Here is a 19,403-nt window from a genome sequence, read left to right as displayed (position 1 = left end):
TGAGTTTAATAAGTTCCAACACTCAACTTTGACTATGCTCCAGCGCAACTCGATCCCAATATCCTAAATTGGCTGCTGCTTCATAGGTGCTTTGGAAAAAAGCAAGGAGCATTGCATCTGGATCGTCAGTTTGTCTCATGGCTTCATAGGGTAGGATAAACTCTTGCATCTCTGAGCTGTAAAAAGCTTCTGTGGGTTGGATCGGGTAATCATGGAACCCTTCCGGCGTAGGGTAAGCATAAGCGTAAAAAACAGGCTCCACCATTGACCCACCCCCTGGCCAAAAGCCGCAACTGCTAACTTCGTGTGAATAGGCTTCTCGTGTAACCCAATCTGCCATATTCGGAACTCCCCCTGGGTGTTCTGGCGCACGACGACCAGAGAAACGAGTCACAGCAAGATCAAAGCTGCCCCAAAAAAAATGTACAGGGCTGGATTTACCAATAAACTGGGAACGGAATAAGGTCATGACCCGATCGACTTGCACAAGAATTCGCCAGAACCGTTGTGCATATTCCGGATCATAAGCTGCATGTTGATAGTCCTGATCGAACGGGATTGGTTCTGACACTTCTTGCGGCATTGTCCAGATTTGGACTTCGATGCCGATGTCGCTCAATGTAGTTAGCACCATTTGGTAAAAATCTGCCACAGAGCGAGGAGCCAGTGCAATTCTTTTAGTAATGCCGTCGCTAGTGTCGATTTGTAGTTGATGGTCGAGAAAATCAAAGCTAATTTGAAAGTTACGAGTTCCGCAAGGGATTGAAGCGGTTGTTAGTCCACGCGGTGTGACATAAAGAGTAGATTGCCACCAGTGATTGAGTTTAGGTGCCAGCGCCAACCGGATTTTACCGATGATTTGCGTCCATAGATGGAGAGTTGCATAGGTATCCTGCCAAGCTGCTAGGGGCAAACTAGGCCAAACGATATCAATGGGAGTACTTTGATTAGAAACAGCCATGAAAATCACCCACATGAGGAGAACATGTTGAAGAAATGAGAAGGAAATCTAGATGAAATCAGAATCGCTATCAATAGTCTTTTCCCTGTTCATCTGCAAAACACCATAACCACTGCTCCCCCAATTCAGCCGAACTAACCACTGCATGACTGGTTGCTTCATAATGACGGCGAGCATGTTGATGCTCAGAAGAATCGCAGCACAGCATTTTGCCACAGGTTTGACAAATCCGGAGGTGTACCCAGCGGCTATTTATTTTAATGCACTCTTCACAACGAAATACGGGATAAGCTGCTTTAGAAATCAGGTTTTCTACAGTTAGATTGTTGAGATGTTCGCAGGTCATAGTTTTTTGGTATTCCTGGTAGGAGACAACGGTGAACAGTTGGTCAATTTCTGATCGGTTAGCGCCCTTGTTTCGGGGATAAGCGATTGTCTGTTGTTCATCTCAACCATCAGCTAGTCGCGCCCTGCCGCAATTATCTTTTCTGCCAAGCCGACCGGGTTGGAAAACATCACCTCATGACTACCGGACATTTGCACGAACCGAAATAGTCCCAAGCGGCTAGACATTCTGGGATGCCAACCCCAATCGCCTTGAGGAAGGACGTTGTCTTCGGTACAGTAGAGGTAGCTTTTGGGGATGGGCAGCGAGTAAAACTGCTTCAAGTCTAACTTGTCAAGCCACGGTTGATACGGTTCAGGCGATAATTGTGCGTAACTCGATCGAGCCAGTTCGAGGTCAGCGTCGTTGATAAACGCTTCTCGCCAAATCTCAAAAGGTAGCATTACCGTATGATCACCCGATTGCCTCGCTAGCTGATCGGATAACGCTTGAGAGTGCGGTGGGGTGTTATCGTTGAGGCTTTCACCATCATTGAGGACAAAGGCATTGAAGAAGATGAGTCGTCGAATGCGTTGCCTTTGGCCGGCGAAGCCATCGCTGATTGCTTCAGCAACTTTGGCAATAATTGTCCCACCGAAACTATGTCCGACTAGAACGATATCGTTTAAGTCTTTACTCACAATGTAATCGACGATCGATTGCGTGCATTGAGCATGGTTGACGTTTTTGTTCACGCCTTTGCCATGTCCAGCGATCGTGGGCGCAAAAGCATGATGTCCCTTTGCTTCTAGTTGATCAATGACTGCCTGCCAAGCAGAACCATCATGCCAGGAGCCATGAACTAAGACAAAAGTTGACATAGAATCCCTCCTTGTAGATGTGATCAGCAAATCAAGCTCGTCTGTTCTCTCTTGAAATGGGCCAGTTCGCTGTGTATCCGCCATCGATCACTAAAGATTTTCCAGTGATGTAGCCAGATGCGTTTATGCCTCGTCTATAGCGCGGTTGCAGCACAATCGATGAGCTTGGCAACAGCATCTGCATGGGCAACCATCACAACATGGAACGCGCCATTCACTACAGCAGTACTCATGATGGCTCCTAGAGAGTTTCAATGAACATTGACTGAAAACGATGGCTGGGTTTCCTAAGATCGTGATCAATCATCCCTAGCAGTGAGATTTGCATGAATCAGACTGGTGCATAAATCGTTTCGTCTTCTTTGCGCCAAGCTGGATCAACTAGACAAACGAAAACAATGGGTTTGTTGCCGTAGTTGTGAAGGAACTGGATTGCATTTGGAGGAATGTAAACCGCATCACCTGGTTCAATGCGACGAACTTCACTGTCGATCGACATTTCGCCAACACCGCTAATGATGTAATAAACCTCAGAAGTTTTTAGAGAATGGGGAATCGAAGTTTTGCCAACAGGTAAGATCGCATGCGCCAAACTGTAACGCAAGTTGATGTCTTGTTTGTCAGGATGAAGCAGTTCGCGCAGAACAGTTCCATCTCCAGCGATAATTTCTTCACAGTCGTTTAGTTTTTGGATCAGCATAAGTTTAGGCTTGCAATTATACAATCGGAGCAAGTTCAGAATCTGTGAATTTTGGACGAGAAATTTGCCTGTTCCACGCGCCGTTGAATTACGTACTGATGGGCCGAAATCCCCATCGTTCGCTTAAACAAACTTGAACAGTAAGTCGGGCTGATGTTAACTACACTTGCCAGTTCGGCTAAGGATAAATCACGATTCAGATGAGCATGAATGTAATCGATCGCCTGCTGCAATTGGCTGTAAGTTAAGCTTCTATTCTCAGGCATGATAATTTGTACGACCTCAGAATAGTAGCGCAACAGATGAATCACTAACGCTTGAGACAGAGACAGTATTTTATCTTTTTCAAAATGCTGTCTCCTATTTTACTTGTTGCTTCCGTAGAGGAAACCTCAAGTATTAGTGTCCACCTGAGGTCGCTGGAGGGGTTGTTGCAAGAAGCTGAAGTTCCCAGGCAAGGGCCACCGCACTAGCACCGCCATGCTCAAGAATAATATCTGATACACCCGCAGATGTTTCTGTGCGTGCCCAGTCACGCTGCCATTCAGCAAGTACAGCCATCCAGTTGATTGGAATTGCGCCAGCCTGAACCATACGGCGAACAGCCATGTCATGAGCTTCCGCAGTAACACCGCCCGAAGCATCGGTAACGATGAATACTTCATAACCTTCACCCAGCGCCTGGATTGCTGGCATTGCGAGACAGATTTCGGTGTAAAGCGCAGCAAGTATAAGTTGCTTGCGGCCACTTTTCTTCACTACATCTGTAACGTTTGGATCTTCCCAGGTATTGATGAAAGTGCGGTTGATCGGTTTTTGATCAGGAAAAACATCCTGTAGTCCCTTAATGATGTAACCTCCTCTCTCTTCAATGACTGTGGTAAGGATTGTTGGTACGTTGAACACTTTTGCCGATTTAGCAAGACCAATAACATTGTTAATGATCATCGTAGGTTCATGGCTGTTCAAGTTGGTGAACTGATAGGGCTGGTGGTCAATCAGTACCAGGATGCTATCTTCTGGACGAAGCAGTCCTTCTAAGCCGATTTTTGGATTTTTAGACATCGCTATAAGTCTCCATTCAATGTTTACTTTTCAGACACGCCCTAGCGTGTGAGTCTGACTCAACGGGGTGAATCACAGAGTTTTTTCGCAAGCCAGAAATGCAGCAGATCACTGATTATTCCTGCTGAAGAAAGTCCAGCAACAGGGGATTGATCTGATCAGCGTGAGTCCAGTTGATGGCGTGCGGCCCGCCGGGAATGACAACCAGCCTGAGTGTTGATCGCCCAGCGCAGAATGACGAACAGGTAGGGAGCGGCAATCGATCGTTCGCCAGTGAGCCAGTTTCGTCCGTCGAGATAACCGAGGATAGCGACGTTTTCAGTGAGTGAAAAGTGATCGTACTTGCCTCTACTTCGTTATCGACAACGAACTCCCCTTGCTATAATGCGTTCCCACAGCAGCTCAAAAACCGCTTCAACACCATCACTCAAGGCTGGCGGCGTCACGAGCGTTAGTCGGTTCTCATTAAGAGTAAAGGTGCGAACTAACGTTGTACCAACGCGATTAGGAATTGATGCAATTTTGATCTGGTGATTTACTGTGTTGCCACTCAACGTATAAGTTCCAGCGTAAGCATTGAATGTTGTAAATGCTTGAGCAAGCTCTTCCACGGGTAAAGATTGCATCTGGGGAGTCAGCGGTGATCTGACCTCCTGACTCAGCGGTGAGCGATCGCTCCTAGAAAACATCACCATCATGTGACCATCTGATGTGTAAGTGATGTAGCCAACCGGATGAGTTCCATACACGTCTGGAGTCACCGTTCCATCAGCGTAAATGGCGGTTGCAGAAATTAACTTCCAAATGCCAATTAGCGGATTGTTCTGGATTGATGGTGTAGACATAATGTGCAACCGTTGCTTTATAATTCTCTGCTAGAGAGAGTAACGGGTTTCAACACAAAATCAAATTCCGTTGTGTAAAATTGTTTACTTTGATTCCGTGCCTTGAGTTCGTCTAGCGCTTCGTGCTTTTGTAATTCAACGATCATTGATCGCACTGCAAAGGTTGTATCTGAATCCAAGTGAGGATCACCAGCAATAAAAATTTGTGTTGTCAGCGACGTGTACTCTGGGGCACTGACTTTGAAATGGATGTGAGCTGCCCGCCAGGGATGCCGTCCCAACAGTCGCAACAACTCGCCAGATGGACCACTGGCTGGCACCTTGTAACCTATTGGCACCACGGTTTCAAACATGTACTTTCCACTCTCGTTCGTTTTGAAACGTCCCCGAAAGTTCCCCAGCGGCTGAGATGGATCTTGAATGTCATATAATCCTTTGGAGTTGGGTTGCCAAACATCAATCACAGCATTGGCGATCGGTTGACCGTTCAAATTGAAAACTCTGCCTGACAGGAGAAGCGCGTCTCCTTCTGCATCAATACCCAAGCGATCGTTCAACTGCCGTTCTGGTGCATTCGGTACATACAATGGTCCTTCTAAATTGCTTTCTGTAGCGCGATGGGCATCGTGCAGCAATTCTACCAACTCTGAGATCCCGAGTATATCCGTTAACAGATGGATTTCTCCAATGGGAATCTCTTGAGTGTGATGACTTGCCTGGTTGAGAAAATTACGTCCCTGCTGCAATTCTGATTGGGTTAGATTCACTTCACGCACAAACTCATGCAAATGTCGAATCAAGCTCGTGTAAATTTCATACAGTCGTGGGTGAGATTTGCCGCTATCGCCATGATTAATGACGGCTTCAGTGATAGTGTCAAGTGCGATTTTCTGCACGATCAAACTCCTTTTTAGTTACATGATTAATGATGGTTGTTTTACGGCGACTATCTTGACTTATAATCTGTGTCCTAATCTAATTGGCTACAGCTATACCAGTGCAACTTTGCCTGCAAGTGTTGTCATCTCGCACTGTCGTTCGATTACTGCGCTACCAACCCACCACCACAAAGACTGCATCATTAGATCGCTCTGTAGACTTGATATGTAATTAACACGCATGACTTTCCCTACTCTCTTGATCTATGAAACTAGACCAGCCACGATGCTTGTTCTGATGAAGATTGAATTACCTTAATTTAGACGAAATCTTCCATAATCAGAGAGTGATTTAAGCCGCCAGCAGCAACGCTACCCTGAAAAACAGCAGCGACGATCACTTGCATGGGTGAAGTGATGTCACCTGCCGCATAAACACCTTTGACGCTAGTTTCGTTAAAAACATTGGTCGTCTTGATTAAATTGAATTCATTCAACTCACAGCCTAACTTTTCAGTTAGGTTTGAACGGAGTGTTTGCTTTAGTCGGATCAGTATTCCTCGACGCGCAATTTTCTCATTTGTCTCAAAAATAATGTTTTCCAATTGTCCGTTATCGCCTTCGAGTCGGATGATTTTCTCTTCGCGGACAAGGATTTTGTGGTTTTCCAACAGTGTCCTTTGATCAGCGGTTAGATCGGCTTTGCCGTTGGTGCAGAGGACTAAATCAGCACTCCAATTTTTCAGCAATGCCGCCATTTCGATGCCCGTTTCGCCATTTCCAACAATGGCAAGCGGCTCGTCCCGCACTTCCCAAGCATGGCAATAGGGACAATGAAACACGCTTTTGCCCCAGAAATCACCAAAGTTTTCGATGTCTGGAAATTCATCTATTACCCCGAAAGCCAGCAAAATTTTGCGCGTTTTTTTTATCGTGCCATCCTCAAACACAACTTCAAATTGATTGCCGGATGGGTTGATTTCCTTGACCCCGATCGCTTGAAATTCAACGCTTTTATAAGGTTTGAGTTGGTCGCGCCCGATGCTCAAAAGTTCATGCGGACTGATGCCATCGCGGGTGAAAAAGCTGTGCGACTCGTGTGCGGGAGCGTTACGCGGATTCCCTTTGTCGCAGACTAACACTCGACGGCGACTTCTGCCTAAAAGCAGTGCCGCACTGAGTCCAGCGGAACCGCCACCGACAATAACGCACTCGTAAACCTCTTTGTTTTGGTTCATCGTCTTTTTCTGTTCTCCAACTTTGGACATAATCATCAACTCCTAAGTTCTCTTTGTCTTAGTTCACTTGAGTGTAGTCAGTTTCAACACTCAACTTCTTGCAGATTCCTATGGAGTTTCTGATGGAATTAGCGAACCTATTTCAGTGTTACTTTAGTGAGTCGCTTGAAGTGCTGTATCAAACATTTCGCACTGCCGATCGACTACTGCGCTACATACCCACCATCTACCATCAACGTTTCACCTGTTATGAACGATGCTAGGTCAGATGATAAAAACAGAACTGCATTTGCAACTTCAAGCGGTGTTCCAATCCGTCCGATCGGGTGAAGTCCTGTTATGTAAGCTTTGGCTTCATCTGTAACTGCTTCAAACATATCTGTTTGGATTGCCCCTGGTGCAACGACATTGATGCGAATACCCGCTTTGGCATATTGGAGCGCAGCAGCTTCAAACATATCTGTTTGGATTGACCCTGGTGCAACGGCATTGATGCGAATACCCGCTTTGGCATATTGGAGCGCAGCAGCTTTTGTTAAGCCTACTACCGCATGTTTACTCGCGGTGTAGAGGAGTATGTTAGGAAGTGCAACGACTCCAACCGCAGATGCCATATTGACGATCGAACCACTTCCCTGTTTCAACATCTGAGCAATTTCATATTTCATCGACAACCAAACACCTTTGACATTGACATTCATAGTACGGTCATATTCAGCTTCTGTTTGCTCAATCAATGAGGGATTTTCGCCGCCCATTCCTGCATTATTAAAGGCAATATCTAACCGACCAAAAACGCCAACCGCTTTATCAACCATTGCTTTAACATCGGCTTCTCTCGTGACATCTGCTTGCACAAAAATCGCCTCTCCATCGGCTTTCTGAATCAATCGAACAGTTTCTTCACCTTCATCCATTCGACGACCCACCACCACTACCTTTGCTTGTTGTTGGGCATAAGCGATCGCGGTTGCACGACCAATTCCCGAAGTTCCGCCAGTGACTAACGCTACTTTATCTTGCAGTATCATCCTGTTTCTCCTGTTCCAATCAATATTGACCTTCAGCACACAATCAAAATACGATCCGTTTAGCAATTACCAACCTCGTAAGGCTGGTTTAATCTTCTGTAAATTTCAGCACGATCTTGCCCCGTGTTCCTCCCTGCTCTAGACGCTGATGTGCCAGAACAACCTGATCCCAAGAAAATACTGAATCAATCACTGGGCGAAGCTGATGACGCTCGATGAGTTTTGTCAAAGCCTCTAATTTTGCTCGGTACTGAGGTGAAAAAACAAAATGAATCGTCAGATTCTTGCCCCATGCTTCAAGAAGCGATTGCGGTATTGCAACGTCTACAATGCTTGCAAGCCTACCAAAGGGACGAATGATTTCTAGACTACGCTGAATTGTTTCTCCGCCGATCGTATCTAGAACTAAATCCACACCCCTTCCATTTGTTTCTTGACGAATGACTTCTACGTAATCTTCATTTTTGTAATCAATCACCCGATCTGCGCCCAGTTCTGTCACGAAATCTCGGTTTCTAGAACTACACGTTGCAAAAACGTATGCCCCGATCGCTTTGGCGAGTTGAACTGCGATCGAACCCACTCCACCCGCACCCGCATGGATGAGAACTGTTTCACCAACTTGTAGATTGCCCCTAGTCACTAGACAATCCCAAGCCGTTCCACCTGCAAGCGGAAAAGAAGCTGCTTCAATGTGCGATAGATTTGCAGGCTTCAATGCAACAATCGCTGCATCAGCCACATGATACTGAGCGTAGCTACCGAATTCTCCAAAAATTTGCGGCGAGTAGTACACGTTGTCTCCCACCTTGAAATCAGTCACAGCTTCGCCAATTGCCTCAATCACCCCTGAAACATCGACTCCAAGGATGGCGGGTAATTGAACCAGTTCCTTGTAATCACCACGACGAGTTTGGTAATCGACCGGGTTAATCGAGGTTGCACAAACTCTGACTAACACCTGATTCGCCTTTAGTGTTGGTGTGGGAACAGTTTGAATCTCGAACTTCTCAGCATCACCAAACGCAGTTAATACGGCTGCTTTCATAGATTCCATCTGTGGTAATTATCCTTGTTGTAGAGTAAACAGTGCCGTTGTACAACCCGGCCTTCACACACCAGCACTCAACTGTTTAGAACATCGTGTTATCGTTAGCCGACGCTTCCGGGATGATCTGAAGCACGTCCCAATGCTCGACTATCTTGCCTTTATCATCCAGGCGGAAGATGTCGATGCCTGCCCAGTCGTTGTCGTCCGGCCATTGTTGGTAGCAATGCAAGACTACATAATCGCCTTCAGCGAAGACGCGCTTAAACTGGACGCGCTTGCCCGGATATTCTTTCGCTATCCTCTCGAAATATTCGATGAAAGCCTGCTTCCCGTCGGACACCGCTTTCTTTGTGCTGGATGATACACGTCACCGACATATTTCTCGATGGCTTCTACGGGCTGACACTGAACGATCCTGGTTGCAAAATGGCGGGTTTGGGTATTGATATTTGCTGGCTCCTACACTTAGTCGCGCTCGATTAGTGTGTTTGAAGGTAAGTTGGGATCGATCGCCTTACGCGCACTGTCAACGCCCACGACGGGAAGTGTACCCGGATCGAGCAAGCCGACTTGAACCAATACACTTGCCTGATCCCAGTAAATGTGTTCGTGGGCTAGTTTGCCGTCACGGAACTGGACGATCGCTACTACTGGCACTTCCACACGTTTTCCGGTGGGAGCAACGCCGGGTAATATCCATTCCATCCAAACAGTATGAGTGAACTTAGCCACCATTTCATCCACGAGTTGATCTGTCCCGATCGTGCGCGAGGTTGGGGTCAACTCCATGTCCGGCGGCATCTGTGGAATGAGGTATTTGGAATAAAACTCGCGCAGTGCTGGTTTCCCGACTCCCCCAGTCATTACCGGGATGTGGTTAACGTAAGCATCTTCAACCATCGTAGCGAGGGCATCTTCAGTACTGTGAGTGCCAAACTCATACTGTAAATGCTCTTCCCAAAGTGCTTGCAAAGACTCCTGGGCTGGTGTCAAATTGGTAGTTGCTTGTAAAGAAGCTTGTCCGTCTACAGTTTGCTCTTTGACCATGATTAAATATTCCTGGTTCTATCTATCTAAAGTGTCTTGAGTTCCAATGCTTGACTGCTTTCAGATTCTTAAAATGATTTGTCAGATTCTTGTGATGTTAGTGAACTTGTTTCAATGGACGTATAAGCATTCAGCGCCTGTTTCACGAATCAGTTTGGCAGTTTTTTCACCTTCTGCATCGCGTCTGCCTGAGAATACTACCTTTGCTCCAGCAGCACCAAATACGATAACTTCTCTGCGAGACGCTACGCGAACGTTAAGCTTTCCTTCTCTACGAGAGGCTGCGCCAACGGAACGCTGCGCGTAGCTTGCTTCCCCGTAGGGGTACGCTAACGCTGTTGCTCTGCCAATACCCGTTGTGCTACCAGTCACTAACGCCACTTTATCTTGCAGTATCATTCTGTTTCTCCTGTTTTAATTTCATCGGTTTGTCTCAGCAACTCAGTGACTTCTTGCGCGATCGCAATCAGGGCATGATTAACTGAGGAGTCGCGAAGAGAACCAGTCTGAGGTGTACCTTCATGCTCAGAATTATTCTTGCCTTGTACTAATAAATGCGGCATAGAATTATCCTCAATGAAATACTGATTTTTAATTGACTAAATCAATACGAAAGAATTCAGTTGTTGGCATGGTAATTTTTGGCATGGTTCAAAAAGCGACAGTTTTGTTCAGCGAAACAGGCAAAATCTAGCTATCAAAATTTGATAGCTTATAGCACTTACAGACAAGTCAGATATGAATTGAGAGCAAAGATCGGGGAACTTAATGACTGGCAGCAATCATGGCAGCCATCAACTCCGTCGTGTTCCAGCGCTCGGTATACCGAATTCCATTGATAAACAGGGCTGGGGTAGTCGTCACTCCACTCTCTATTCCGCCTTCGATATCTTCATTGATGCGATCGACATGCACTTGTTTAGACAACTCTTTGAGAAATTGAGGAATGTCAAGCCCTAAATCATTGGCGTACTCGACAAGATAACCGTTCTCCAACCTTTGTTGATGGTCAAATAAAGTATCGCTCATTAACCAAAACTTTCCTTGGGCTTCGGCGGCAACGGCTACTTGGGCTGCCCGTTGTGCCTGGGGATGAATCTGGATCTGTGGAAAATGGCGGAAGATAAAACATAAATAATCCTCTCCAAAAGAAACCGTAAGCTCTTGCCGAATGATTTTAATCAGCTTGTAAACGGCTGCACTTCTAGGACATTGATAATCCCCATACATCACTAATACCACGGCGGCACTTAGCACACCTTGACTGTGATCTTGGGTTGAAGCTGGCACAACTAAAGAACTGGAACTATGGTCGTCGATCATCTTTCTATATCTGTATCAAGCATGGAACCTTGTGATTCACTTGCTCAATCCACATAAATTCAATATAAGCAATTGGCTTTTAGTTGTCGTCTACAGTGAGTTAACATTTTTAGGCTGTAATTTGATGGAGCAGCCGCTCCTTCTTAAGATAGAAGGTAGGCTCTAACTTAAGTTAGACTCTCAACTCGATCGAAAGTACACCCTACAAACTGACAATGCCGCGCTTAACGGCAACAATCACCGCTTGAGTGCGATCGCTGACATCTAACTTATTCAAAATCCGATTGACATGAGATTTAACCGTGCCTTCACCAATACTCAAAGCCGCCGCAATATCCGCATTACTCATCCCCTGTGCCAGCGAGCGGAGTACTGCTAGTTCTCTTTCACTCAGTTCTGGATTGCTGAGGCGCTGTGCCAACTTTGCTCCCACATCGGGCGGAATATACTGCCGGCCCCGATGAACGGTACGAATCGCATTCAGAAGCTCGTCCGGTTCAGTTTCTTTCAACAGGTATCCTTTTGCGCCTGCCTGCAATCCCCGATAAATATCTTCATCACTATCATACGTGGTCAGTACAATAATCCGAGCAGATTTAACGATCGCACAAATTGCACCAATGGCGGCAACTCCTTCCACTTCAGGCATTCGCAGATCCATTAGCGTTACATCTGGTTGGTGTTCCCGAAATAAGGCGATCGCCTGTTCCCCATTTTCGGCTTGTGCAATCACCTGCATATCTGGGTCACGGTTAATAATCGTGGCTAATCCTTGCCGAAAAATGGCGTGATCGTCCGCAATCAGAACCCGAATGGTCGTAGCTTGGCTCATTGTAATGCTCACTCAAGGGTTGACGGTGACAATAATTTCTGTTCCTTGTCCAGGTTGACTCCTAATCGTGAGTTGTGCGCCGATGCGCTCTGCCCGTTCGCTCATGCCGAGTAAGCCAAAACCCTCAGAGGCTGAAATACTTCCAACTCCAAAGCCCTGTCCATTGTCTCTCACGCGCAAGCAAAACTGGTCGCGATCGTAGACTAGCTCCACTCGAATTTCGTCAGCATTGGCGTATCTAATCGAATTAGTTAATGCTTCCTGCCCAATTCGTAGTAAGTTATTCTCGACTTCAGTGGGTAGAGAATACACTGCACCCTCAATCTCATAATATAAAGTGACATCCATTGCGGCAGTTCTGATTTGAGCGATGAGACGATGTAGAGCGCTCTGTAGGCTGCCCTCCTCCAAAAGCTGGGGACGGAGTGCCACGACCGATCGCCGCGCTTCAGTCAGTCCAGTTCGCGCCAATTCTTTGATCAGATCCAGGTGTGCCCCAGTTGCTTCTAAATCATCCGTTAGTACCTGTTTTGCCGCTCCGACCTGAGCCAGAATGCCTGTAAACGCCTGAGCGAGTGTGTCGTGAATTTCGCGTGCCATGCGGTTGCGCTCCTCTAAAATTGAGGCTTCTTCTGCTTGCTTCAGCGCCGTAATATCTCGCGCCAGCCAAATCACCTGATCGTGGTCGATTGGGGCAATGCGAGCCGAAAACCAGGCTTCTCGTCCATTTAGAAACGCACTGTACTCGACCGTGAGGGTTTGTTGGGTTCTCAGCACCTGCTGAATATAACCTAGAAATTCATCGGCTTGTTCCCTTCCGAGTTGATGCATGGTTTTACCAATCATCTCCTCAAAGGGTTGCCATAGCAGATTTCGTTCCAGTACGATTATTTCAAGGAATCGCCCTTCAGCAGACAGTACAAACAATGGATCGGGAATTGCCTCAATTAGAGTCCGTAGCTTTGACTCTGAGACTTGTAGGGCTTCTTCTGCTTGCTTGCGATCGTTAATGTCAACGTGGGTTCCCAACATCCGCATGGGTTGACCTGATTCGTCCCAGGCAACAATTTTGCCAACAGAAAGAGTCCATTTCCACTGACCATCCTGGGTACGCTGGCGATACTCTGCTCGATAGCTGGAGATTTCTCCAGCAATGTAAGCACGGTAGGTTGCGACAACTGATTCTCTGTCATCAGGATGCAAACGAGCAATCCATTCAGAAATGGTTTCGTGAAATGTTGCTGGATTGTAGCCCAGCATTAAAGCGTATTCCGGGTTAACAATTCTTTCTTCAGTTTTTAAGTCGAGATCGTAGAGTCCTTGATTTGTGGCTGTTAGTGCCAGGCGCAGCCGTTCCTCACTATTTTGTAGAGCGGCTTCTGCTTGTTTGCGATCGCTAATATCTGCAACTACCCCTTCGGTGTAGTCATCGCCTGCATTCAGATAAAGAGAGAAAAGCCCCCAAAACAATGTCCCATCTCGTTTTCGCATCTGGACTTCAAAGCTTCGTACTTCCCGATCCCGCTTCAGCAACTCAATGAGGTGTTGGTGATCGCTAGGATCTGCATAATAGCCTATGACGTGTTCAAGCCCAATGATCTCCTCTGGTGAATCAAAGCCAAACAGATTGGCATGGCGTTGATTGGCATCGAGAAGTAATCCATCCGAGAGGCGGACTCGGAAGATGCCGACCTGCGAGTTTTCAAAGATAGTTCGGAACTTGGCTTCACTGCGTTGTAATGCCTCTTCTGCTTGTTTACGCTGGGTGGTGTCATTGCCAACCGATAAGATTTCAACTAACTCTCCCTGGTCATTGAAGATGGCTTGATTCGACCAGGCCATCCAAACTCGGCGACCGTCTCGACACAGGTTTTCACCCTCGACTTGCGGGTAAGATTGAGGATTGCGAAGTAAATCGTGGATAAAGGGTCTGAGATCGCGTCCATAGGTATTGGTTTCTGGAACGATCGTTTCAAATAGGGTTCGCCCTAAAATCTGATGGCCTTCATAGCCCAAGAATTTCATCCCATAATCATTGATGTATCGAATCCGTCCTTGCGTATCATAACGAAGGATGACTGAGTTCGCGGTTTGTATTAAGTTGCGATAATTTGCTTCACTTTGTCGTAACGCAGCAGTTCGTTCTGCAACCTGCTGCTCTAAAGTGCAGTTGTAGTCGGCTAGGAGTTTCTCGGCTTGTTTGCGCTCTGTAATGTCCTGAAAGGTAGCGATCGCATAAGTGATATTACCCTGTTGATCAAAAACTGGTGTTCCCCGTGCCTCAATTAGAATTGTGACATGATCTCGACGAATTTCTATATCTTCAGTCCTAATGCGTTCGCCCCTTAATGCCCGCACAGCAGGCAAGCTCTCCGCTGGATAGATTTGATCCGTTCCCGCTACATAAAGCTGATAAGCCTCTGATATCTGCTCCGATGCTATGGAAGTATCAGTTTCTTTGCCCAGGAGTTGATTGCCGCATTGGTTGGCATAGTAAGGGCAACCCGTCGCATCCACGATCGCAATTCCCACCGGAATCGCTTCAAGGAACTGGGTGATCTTGCTTTCCTTAGCCCGCAGTTCTGAGCAAAGGTTGGCATTTTCGATGGCGATCGCTGCTTGAGTCGATAATAGCTGCAATATCTGCGATCGCTTTGGTGTAAATACTCCAGCTGCTAACCGATTTTCTAAATACAATACACCGACCAGCTTGGCTTGATTCAGCAGAGGCAAACAGAAAATAGATTGAGGCTGGTTCTGTTGAATGTATGGCTCATTAATAAAAGCACCTTCACGAGTCGCATCATTTAAGGTGACAGGCTTCAGAGTCCGAATCACATATTGAATGATTGATTCTGGCAATTGATCGGCAATTGGAATAGACTGTAACACCTGAGTCGCACAAGCATTCTCATTGGCATTGAGTTCACAAGCCGCTTCAATCGACCATTCTCCTGAGTTTTCTAAAATCAGATATCCGGTTTGTGCGCCAGCATTCTCAATTAAAGTTTGCATCAGTGATCGCAGCAGTTGCTTCAGTTCAATTTCACGAGAAATCGCCTGTGAAGCTTTCATCACTGCTGCTAAATCGAAAGCGGTATGGAAGGGATTAGGGATAGTTTCAGCAGTAATAGGAATTGATGTGGAAGCGGCTCTAGACGACTGAGAAAAGAACTGTGGATAGCGTTTTTCTAAGTCTTTAACTTTAGCGGTTGCGCCCCAGCGATCGTAGCAATAGTGCGCCTCTTTCATGTAGGTTTGAGCAAATTTTGACCGACCTCGCACCAGATAATGTTTAGCCGCTAATTCATAAGCTAATGCTTCTTCCTGGATATACTCATTTTCAGCAGCACCTGCGATCACCCGTTCATAAAGTTCCTCGGCCTCAAAGAATTGCCCTAAAACTCGCGCTTTCTCTGCCTCGACCAGATGAAATTTATGGAGATAATTCATCGGGGCGTGTTCTGCCCATTTTTGCATCTTTTCTTGGTTGCTGCTCACACAACTCAGCCAAGCCTCTTTTTCAGCGCTCGAAGCCTCAACAAACAGGCTCAAAAGCACTAGAGAATTGTAGAAATAGAATATAGGTACACCCGTTATTGCTGTTACCTCTTCTAAATAATACTGCCTGGCTAAAACAGCAGTTTGTGCAGCTTGCTGATACTCCCCAAATAGATAACACAATATGACTTTGTTTAAATAAAAGTAGTGAATTCCAGTTCTGTCTTTAACTGCAACAGCGTGCGATAGCGTTTGCTCTTCATTATATACATTACCAATTAAACGGCTTGGGTTCTCAGACCTATCTAACAGATTAAGAACTGTTTGCCACAACACTGCAATCCAATTCGAGGGATTTTCTCGTCTGATTTGTCCGATCGCTTTGCTGTAGGTTGCCATTTTTTGTTCCAATTGGGTGAGTTCCTCACCAACAAAAAACGAGCGATAACATGCATGATATAAAGCATAGCCAGCGAATTCAAAGTCTCCGGTTTCCACTCCGTTTTGATAAGCATCAACCAGAAATGGTATTACTTTCCTAAGATGTACCTTCCAGTGCATGACATGGGCACTCGAAAACATTAATGCTTTAGCATTTCCTTTTTTGGTATTCAATCGTTCTGCCAAGCTTAGAGCAAATTTGCCAAATCTATAACCGAGTTCAATATTTTGAACAACTCCACATAGAAGAGATCCATAGGCAGCATAACTCAGTGGTGACCAAGTAGCATTGCCGTAGTTGATTGATAAATTCACCATTTTACAAGCAATCAGCATCATCAGTGCTGATGACACCGTAAATGCAGCACCCATGATATTCGCCAGGATATACATTGCTGCCAGAGGTTCTGGTGCGGTCATCTTTGGTAAATTAATTAAGTCTTCGATTTCTCGTCCAGTTAATAGTGCAGCCGTTGACTCCAATTCTTTTTGAACATCTAACTGACTTGGAGTTTCTAATAAGTTTACTTCCAGGAGCTTTAACACTTCCAATCCAATTTTAAGTGCTTCTTTCAGGTTGCCCTGTGACAAATATCTTTGAATTCTGCTATCGTAAACCTGCACTCTGTCAACCACTGTCTTAGCGCGATCGAGTACCACTTCTACGAATTGTTCCATCTCATCAAAGCAACCATGAAGATATGCTGCTTCTGCTGCTTCTGAGTACAGCGCTAAGGTGAGGTCATACTCACTCTGCCAACTCTCTGAATTGAGGAGTTTAAGCCCTGTAGTGAAATACTTAAAAGCTGCTTCATAAGCCGTTGCTGCCTTTGCTTTCTGACCTGCCATTAAATTCAATCTGGCAATTTCAGTTCGTTCTGATCGAGCAGTGACTAGCTCAAGTCCTTGATTGAGATGATCGATGATTTCAAACAACCGATCAGATCGTTGCTCTGGTGAAGTTTTTTCGAGCAAATTGCGACCGATTTGGAGATGAACAACCTGTTTCTGCGATTCATCAATCAGAGCATAAGCCGCTTGCTGAACGCGATCGTGCAGAAACTTATACTCTTGAACTAACAAATCTTCGTCCAATTCAGACAGAGGTTGAATTAATCCCGCTTGTATTACTGCTAGTAGATCCTGGAAAATTGCTTTCGGTGATTTTTCGCAAACGATCGCCAACGTTTCTAAATCAAACTCAGACCCAACACAAGCCGCTATGCAGAGAGTTTGCTGTGTTGCTTCCGGTAATTTTTGCAATTGACGCAGCAGTAACTCCACCACATTATCGGTGATATCTTGAGCTTCAATCTCAGTTAAGTTCCACTGCCAACTCAACTGTTGGGCATCAAAGGTTAACAGGTTTTCGCTATGCAGCAGCTTCAAAAATTCAGCAACAAAGAAAGGGTTGCCCTCGGTTTTACGCAACACGACTTGGGCTAAGGAACGAACGGTATCAGGATTGTGATGTAATGTCTCAGCCACCAGTTGAGTCAACGGTTCCAGCGTTAAAGGAGTCAGGGTAATTTCTTGGAGCGATGCCCCCTGCTTTCGCAAGCTCTCCAGCATCAAAATTAATGAATGCGTTGGAGATACTTCATGATCTCGATAGGCTCCGATCAAAAACAGAGATTGAGTTTGCTCGTCAAGCAATATGAGTTCAATTAACTTCAGCGTCGCAGAATCGATCCACTGTAGATCGTCTAAAAAGACGACCAGGGGATGCTCTTTTGCACAAAACGCCCGCACAAACCTTTGAAACGTGAGATTGAAGCGATTCTGTGCTTCTGTTGCTCCAACTTCGGGCACAGGTAGCTGCTTGCCAATAATGAACTCAACTTCGGGAATGACATCTACGATAATTTGTCCGTTGCTTCCCAAAGCAGTGAGTAGACGTGATCGCCACTGTTGCACTTGCTCATCCGGTTCCCCCAGAAGTTGCTGCACCAACTTTTGCAGGGCATCCACAATGGCGCTGTAGGGAATATTGCGCCTGAATTGGTCAAATTTACCCGATATGAAATAGCCGTGCTTTGCTGTGATGGGTTTATAGAGTTCTTGCACCAATGCTGTTTTGCCAATTCCCGCATAGCCAGAAACCAACATCATTTCGACTTTGAATTGAGAATTTCCTATGCTTTCCTCTGGTCGCTGGGCTTCGCCAACATTCCCTCTTGGGGCTACTCTTTCAAACGCCGCCAATAATGCTGCAATCTCCGCTTCGCGTCCATACAGCTTTTGGGGAATCTGAAACTGATCCGAAACATCTTGCAGACCTAATTGAATATGAGCAATTTGACCTGTTGTTGTAAATTGCTCTGTACAGCGTTCTAAATCCGCTTTGATCCCCCAGGCACTTTGATAGCGTTCTTCTGCATTTTTCGCCATCAACTTCAAAATTATGCCTGAAATGGCTTTGGGAATCGTGGCGTTCAATTTATGCACAGGAATCGGCGGTTTGGCAATATGACAATGAACTAGCTCCAGGATGTCTTGAGTGGGGAACGGTAGCTGTCCAGTTAACAGTTCGTAGAAGGTTACGCCTAGCGAGTAGAAATCGGTGCGATAGTCGAGCATCCGGTTCATCCGCCCGGTTTGCTCTGGCGACAGATAGGCAAGCGTGCCTTCTAACACATGGGGACTTTTGAACGTCGGATTCGTGCGGTTAAATTGGGTCGCAATCCCAAAGTCAATAATTTTGACAACGCCAGTATCCAGATTAAAGACTATGTTTCCAGGGTTGATATCTTTATGAATGATATTGGCTGCATGGATTCTGCCCAGAATGTCGCAAACAGCGATCGCAAGACCTAGAAAAGTGGATAAAGGCATGGGGCAGAAAATATCTGGGCGCTTGTGCATCCATTGCTCTAAGGACTCTCCCCCAAAATCTTCTAAGATAATCACCAGAGTGCGTTGATAGTCCTGCTGGCTGTATGCCTTGATAACTCCTTCCAGATTCAGGAAGCGGGTAATTTTATATTCCTGTCTGTAGCGGGTTAGTTCTTGGGGAGAGGGATAATCAAGCTTTAGCATTTTTACGACGACCCCTACTCCATCGTCTCTGATGCCCCGGTACACTAGAGAATTGTCACTTTCGTATATTTTGTTTTGGATAGCAATACCAGGTAGAGCAATCATAGAGCAACTCTTGAGAGGATAATCTGGCATAACCAAAACTATACAGCAATCCAGCTATCTAGATTTTTCATCTTCTGAGATTCTATTTGGTTTTGTTCATTTCTAGCCAGTTGCAGGGTGATGGCGTTCACTTGCAAGTG

The 19,403-nt window shown here is 45.9% G+C and carries 19 protein-coding genes; all 19 read right to left on the bottom strand.

What is annotated here, in order from left to right; translation table 11 throughout:
- Positions 1–22 precede the first annotated feature (22 nt).
- Entirely contained in the window at positions 23–961 is a 939-nt protein-coding gene (locus IQ274_RS25990; RefSeq protein WP_194143903.1) for a DUF5996 family protein, read from the bottom strand.
- A gap of 70 nt (positions 962–1,031) precedes the next feature.
- Entirely contained in the window at positions 1,032–1,307 is a 276-nt protein-coding gene (locus IQ274_RS25985; protein ID WP_193914943.1) for a UBP-type zinc finger domain-containing protein, read from the bottom strand.
- 113 nt (positions 1,308–1,420) lie between these two features.
- On the bottom strand, positions 1,421–2,167 hold the full coding sequence (locus IQ274_RS25980; RefSeq protein ID WP_193948161.1) for an alpha/beta fold hydrolase: 747 nt from the start codon (positions 2,165–2,167) through the stop codon (positions 1,421–1,423).
- A gap of 331 nt (positions 2,168–2,498) precedes the next feature.
- Positions 2,499–2,867, bottom strand: a complete 369-nt coding sequence (locus IQ274_RS25970) for a cupin domain-containing protein (protein ID WP_193948160.1) — start codon at positions 2,865–2,867, stop codon at positions 2,499–2,501.
- Between the two features lie 35 nt (positions 2,868–2,902).
- Positions 2,903–3,133 carry an AraC family transcriptional regulator gene (locus IQ274_RS25965; RefSeq protein ID WP_193948159.1) on the bottom strand — a complete coding sequence of 77 codons (231 nt, stop codon included), beginning with the start codon at positions 3,131–3,133 and terminating at the stop codon, positions 2,903–2,905.
- A gap of 133 nt (positions 3,134–3,266) precedes the next feature.
- Positions 3,267–3,932 (bottom strand): hydrolase, encoded by a 666-nt coding sequence (locus tag IQ274_RS25960; RefSeq protein WP_193948158.1) that lies wholly within the window; start codon positions 3,930–3,932, stop codon positions 3,267–3,269.
- 356 nt (positions 3,933–4,288) lie between these two features.
- Complete coding sequence (locus tag IQ274_RS25950) at positions 4,289–4,777, bottom strand: lipocalin-like domain-containing protein (RefSeq protein WP_194143902.1); 489 nt, start codon at positions 4,775–4,777, stop codon at positions 4,289–4,291.
- Between the two features lie 17 nt (positions 4,778–4,794).
- Positions 4,795–5,673, bottom strand: a complete 879-nt coding sequence (locus tag IQ274_RS25945) for a dioxygenase (protein ID WP_193948156.1) — start codon at positions 5,671–5,673, stop codon at positions 4,795–4,797.
- 93 nt (positions 5,674–5,766) lie between these two features.
- Positions 5,767–5,898 carry a hypothetical protein gene (locus tag IQ274_RS37485; RefSeq protein ID WP_265576637.1) on the bottom strand — a complete coding sequence of 44 codons (132 nt, stop codon included), beginning with the start codon at positions 5,896–5,898 and terminating at the stop codon, positions 5,767–5,769.
- Positions 5,899–5,975: 77 nt separating this feature from the next.
- On the bottom strand, positions 5,976–6,923 hold the full coding sequence (locus IQ274_RS25940; protein ID WP_193950092.1) for an NAD(P)/FAD-dependent oxidoreductase: 948 nt from the start codon (positions 6,921–6,923) through the stop codon (positions 5,976–5,978).
- 173 nt (positions 6,924–7,096) lie between these two features.
- Positions 7,097–7,924 carry an SDR family oxidoreductase gene (locus IQ274_RS25935; protein WP_193950093.1) on the bottom strand — a complete coding sequence of 276 codons (828 nt, stop codon included), beginning with the start codon at positions 7,922–7,924 and terminating at the stop codon, positions 7,097–7,099.
- An 88-nt stretch (positions 7,925–8,012) separates the two neighbouring features.
- Positions 8,013–8,981 carry a zinc-dependent alcohol dehydrogenase family protein gene (locus IQ274_RS25930; protein WP_193950094.1) on the bottom strand — a complete coding sequence of 323 codons (969 nt, stop codon included), beginning with the start codon at positions 8,979–8,981 and terminating at the stop codon, positions 8,013–8,015.
- A 76-nt stretch (positions 8,982–9,057) separates the two neighbouring features.
- A complete protein-coding gene (locus tag IQ274_RS25925) occupies positions 9,058–9,315 on the bottom strand; it encodes a nuclear transport factor 2 family protein (RefSeq protein ID WP_322745334.1) in 258 nt (85 codons plus the stop codon).
- 125 nt (positions 9,316–9,440) lie between these two features.
- Positions 9,441–10,022, bottom strand: a complete 582-nt coding sequence (locus IQ274_RS25920; protein WP_194143901.1) for an ester cyclase — start codon at positions 10,020–10,022, stop codon at positions 9,441–9,443.
- A gap of 111 nt (positions 10,023–10,133) precedes the next feature.
- Positions 10,134–10,421 (bottom strand): hypothetical protein, encoded by a 288-nt coding sequence (locus IQ274_RS25915; RefSeq protein ID WP_194143900.1) that lies wholly within the window; start codon positions 10,419–10,421, stop codon positions 10,134–10,136.
- Positions 10,418–10,585, bottom strand: coding sequence for a hypothetical protein (locus IQ274_RS25910; RefSeq protein WP_193950097.1), 168 nt, complete (start codon positions 10,583–10,585; stop codon positions 10,418–10,420). Before IQ274_RS25910 ends, IQ274_RS25915 begins: the two co-directional genes overlap by 4 nt.
- A 202-nt stretch (positions 10,586–10,787) precedes the next feature.
- Positions 10,788–11,345, bottom strand: coding sequence for a DsbA family protein (locus IQ274_RS25905; protein WP_194143899.1), 558 nt, complete (start codon positions 11,343–11,345; stop codon positions 10,788–10,790).
- 202 nt (positions 11,346–11,547) lie between these two features.
- Entirely contained in the window at positions 11,548–12,177 is a 630-nt protein-coding gene (locus tag IQ274_RS25900; protein WP_194143898.1) for a response regulator, read from the bottom strand.
- A 12-nt stretch (positions 12,178–12,189) separates the two neighbouring features.
- A complete protein-coding gene (locus tag IQ274_RS25895; RefSeq protein WP_194143929.1) occupies positions 12,190–19,263 on the bottom strand; it encodes a PAS domain S-box protein in 7,074 nt (2,357 codons plus the stop codon).
- Positions 19,264–19,403: the final 140 nt, after the last annotated feature.

Origin of the sequence: Nostoc sp. LEGE 12447, from assembly GCF_015206985.1 — a bacterium.
In the GTDB taxonomy this organism is placed as follows: Bacteria; Cyanobacteriota; Cyanobacteriia; order Cyanobacteriales; family Nostocaceae; genus Nostoc.
The sequence above is the reverse complement of the archived record's forward strand: the minus strand, read 5'-3'. Positions and strand labels throughout refer to the sequence as shown.

Bases quoted from the DNA above. Each gene is read 5' to 3' on its own strand.
- IQ274_RS25985 (WP_193914943.1), bottom strand. From the start codon at position 1,307: ATGACCTGCGAACATCTCAACAATCTAACTGTAGAAAACCTGATTTCT.
- IQ274_RS25915 (WP_194143900.1), bottom strand. From the start codon at position 10,421: ATGATACTGCAAGATAAAGTGGCGTTAGTGACTGGTAGCACAACGGGT.
- IQ274_RS37485 (WP_265576637.1), bottom strand. From the start codon at position 5,898: ATGCGTGTTAATTACATATCAAGTCTACAGAGCGATCTAATGATGCAG.
- IQ274_RS25980 (WP_193948161.1), bottom strand. From the start codon at position 2,167: ATGTCAACTTTTGTCTTAGTTCATGGCTCCTGGCATGATGGTTCTGCT.
- IQ274_RS25895 (WP_194143929.1), bottom strand. From the start codon at position 19,263: ATGATTGCTCTACCTGGTATTGCTATCCAAAACAAAATATACGAAAGT.
- IQ274_RS25950 (WP_194143902.1), bottom strand. From the start codon at position 4,777: ATGTCTACACCATCAATCCAGAACAATCCGCTAATTGGCATTTGGAAG.
- IQ274_RS25970 (WP_193948160.1), bottom strand. From the start codon at position 2,867: ATGCTGATCCAAAAACTAAACGACTGTGAAGAAATTATCGCTGGAGAT.
- IQ274_RS25910 (WP_193950097.1), bottom strand. From the start codon at position 10,585: ATGCCGCATTTATTAGTACAAGGCAAGAATAATTCTGAGCATGAAGGT.
- IQ274_RS25965 (WP_193948159.1), bottom strand. From the start codon at position 3,133: ATGCCTGAGAATAGAAGCTTAACTTACAGCCAATTGCAGCAGGCGATC.
- IQ274_RS25940 (WP_193950092.1), bottom strand. From the start codon at position 6,923: ATGTCCAAAGTTGGAGAACAGAAAAAGACGATGAACCAAAACAAAGAG.
- IQ274_RS25920 (WP_194143901.1), bottom strand. From the start codon at position 10,022: ATGGTCAAAGAGCAAACTGTAGACGGACAAGCTTCTTTACAAGCAACT.
- IQ274_RS25960 (WP_193948158.1), bottom strand. From the start codon at position 3,932: ATGTCTAAAAATCCAAAAATCGGCTTAGAAGGACTGCTTCGTCCAGAA.
- IQ274_RS25900 (WP_194143898.1), bottom strand. From the start codon at position 12,177: ATGAGCCAAGCTACGACCATTCGGGTTCTGATTGCGGACGATCACGCC.
- IQ274_RS25990 (WP_194143903.1), bottom strand. From the start codon at position 961: ATGGCTGTTTCTAATCAAAGTACTCCCATTGATATCGTTTGGCCTAGT.
- IQ274_RS25935 (WP_193950093.1), bottom strand. From the start codon at position 7,924: ATGATACTGCAAGATAAAGTAGCGTTAGTCACTGGCGGAACTTCGGGA.
- IQ274_RS25930 (WP_193950094.1), bottom strand. From the start codon at position 8,981: ATGGAATCTATGAAAGCAGCCGTATTAACTGCGTTTGGTGATGCTGAG.
- IQ274_RS25905 (WP_194143899.1), bottom strand. From the start codon at position 11,345: ATGATCGACGACCATAGTTCCAGTTCTTTAGTTGTGCCAGCTTCAACC.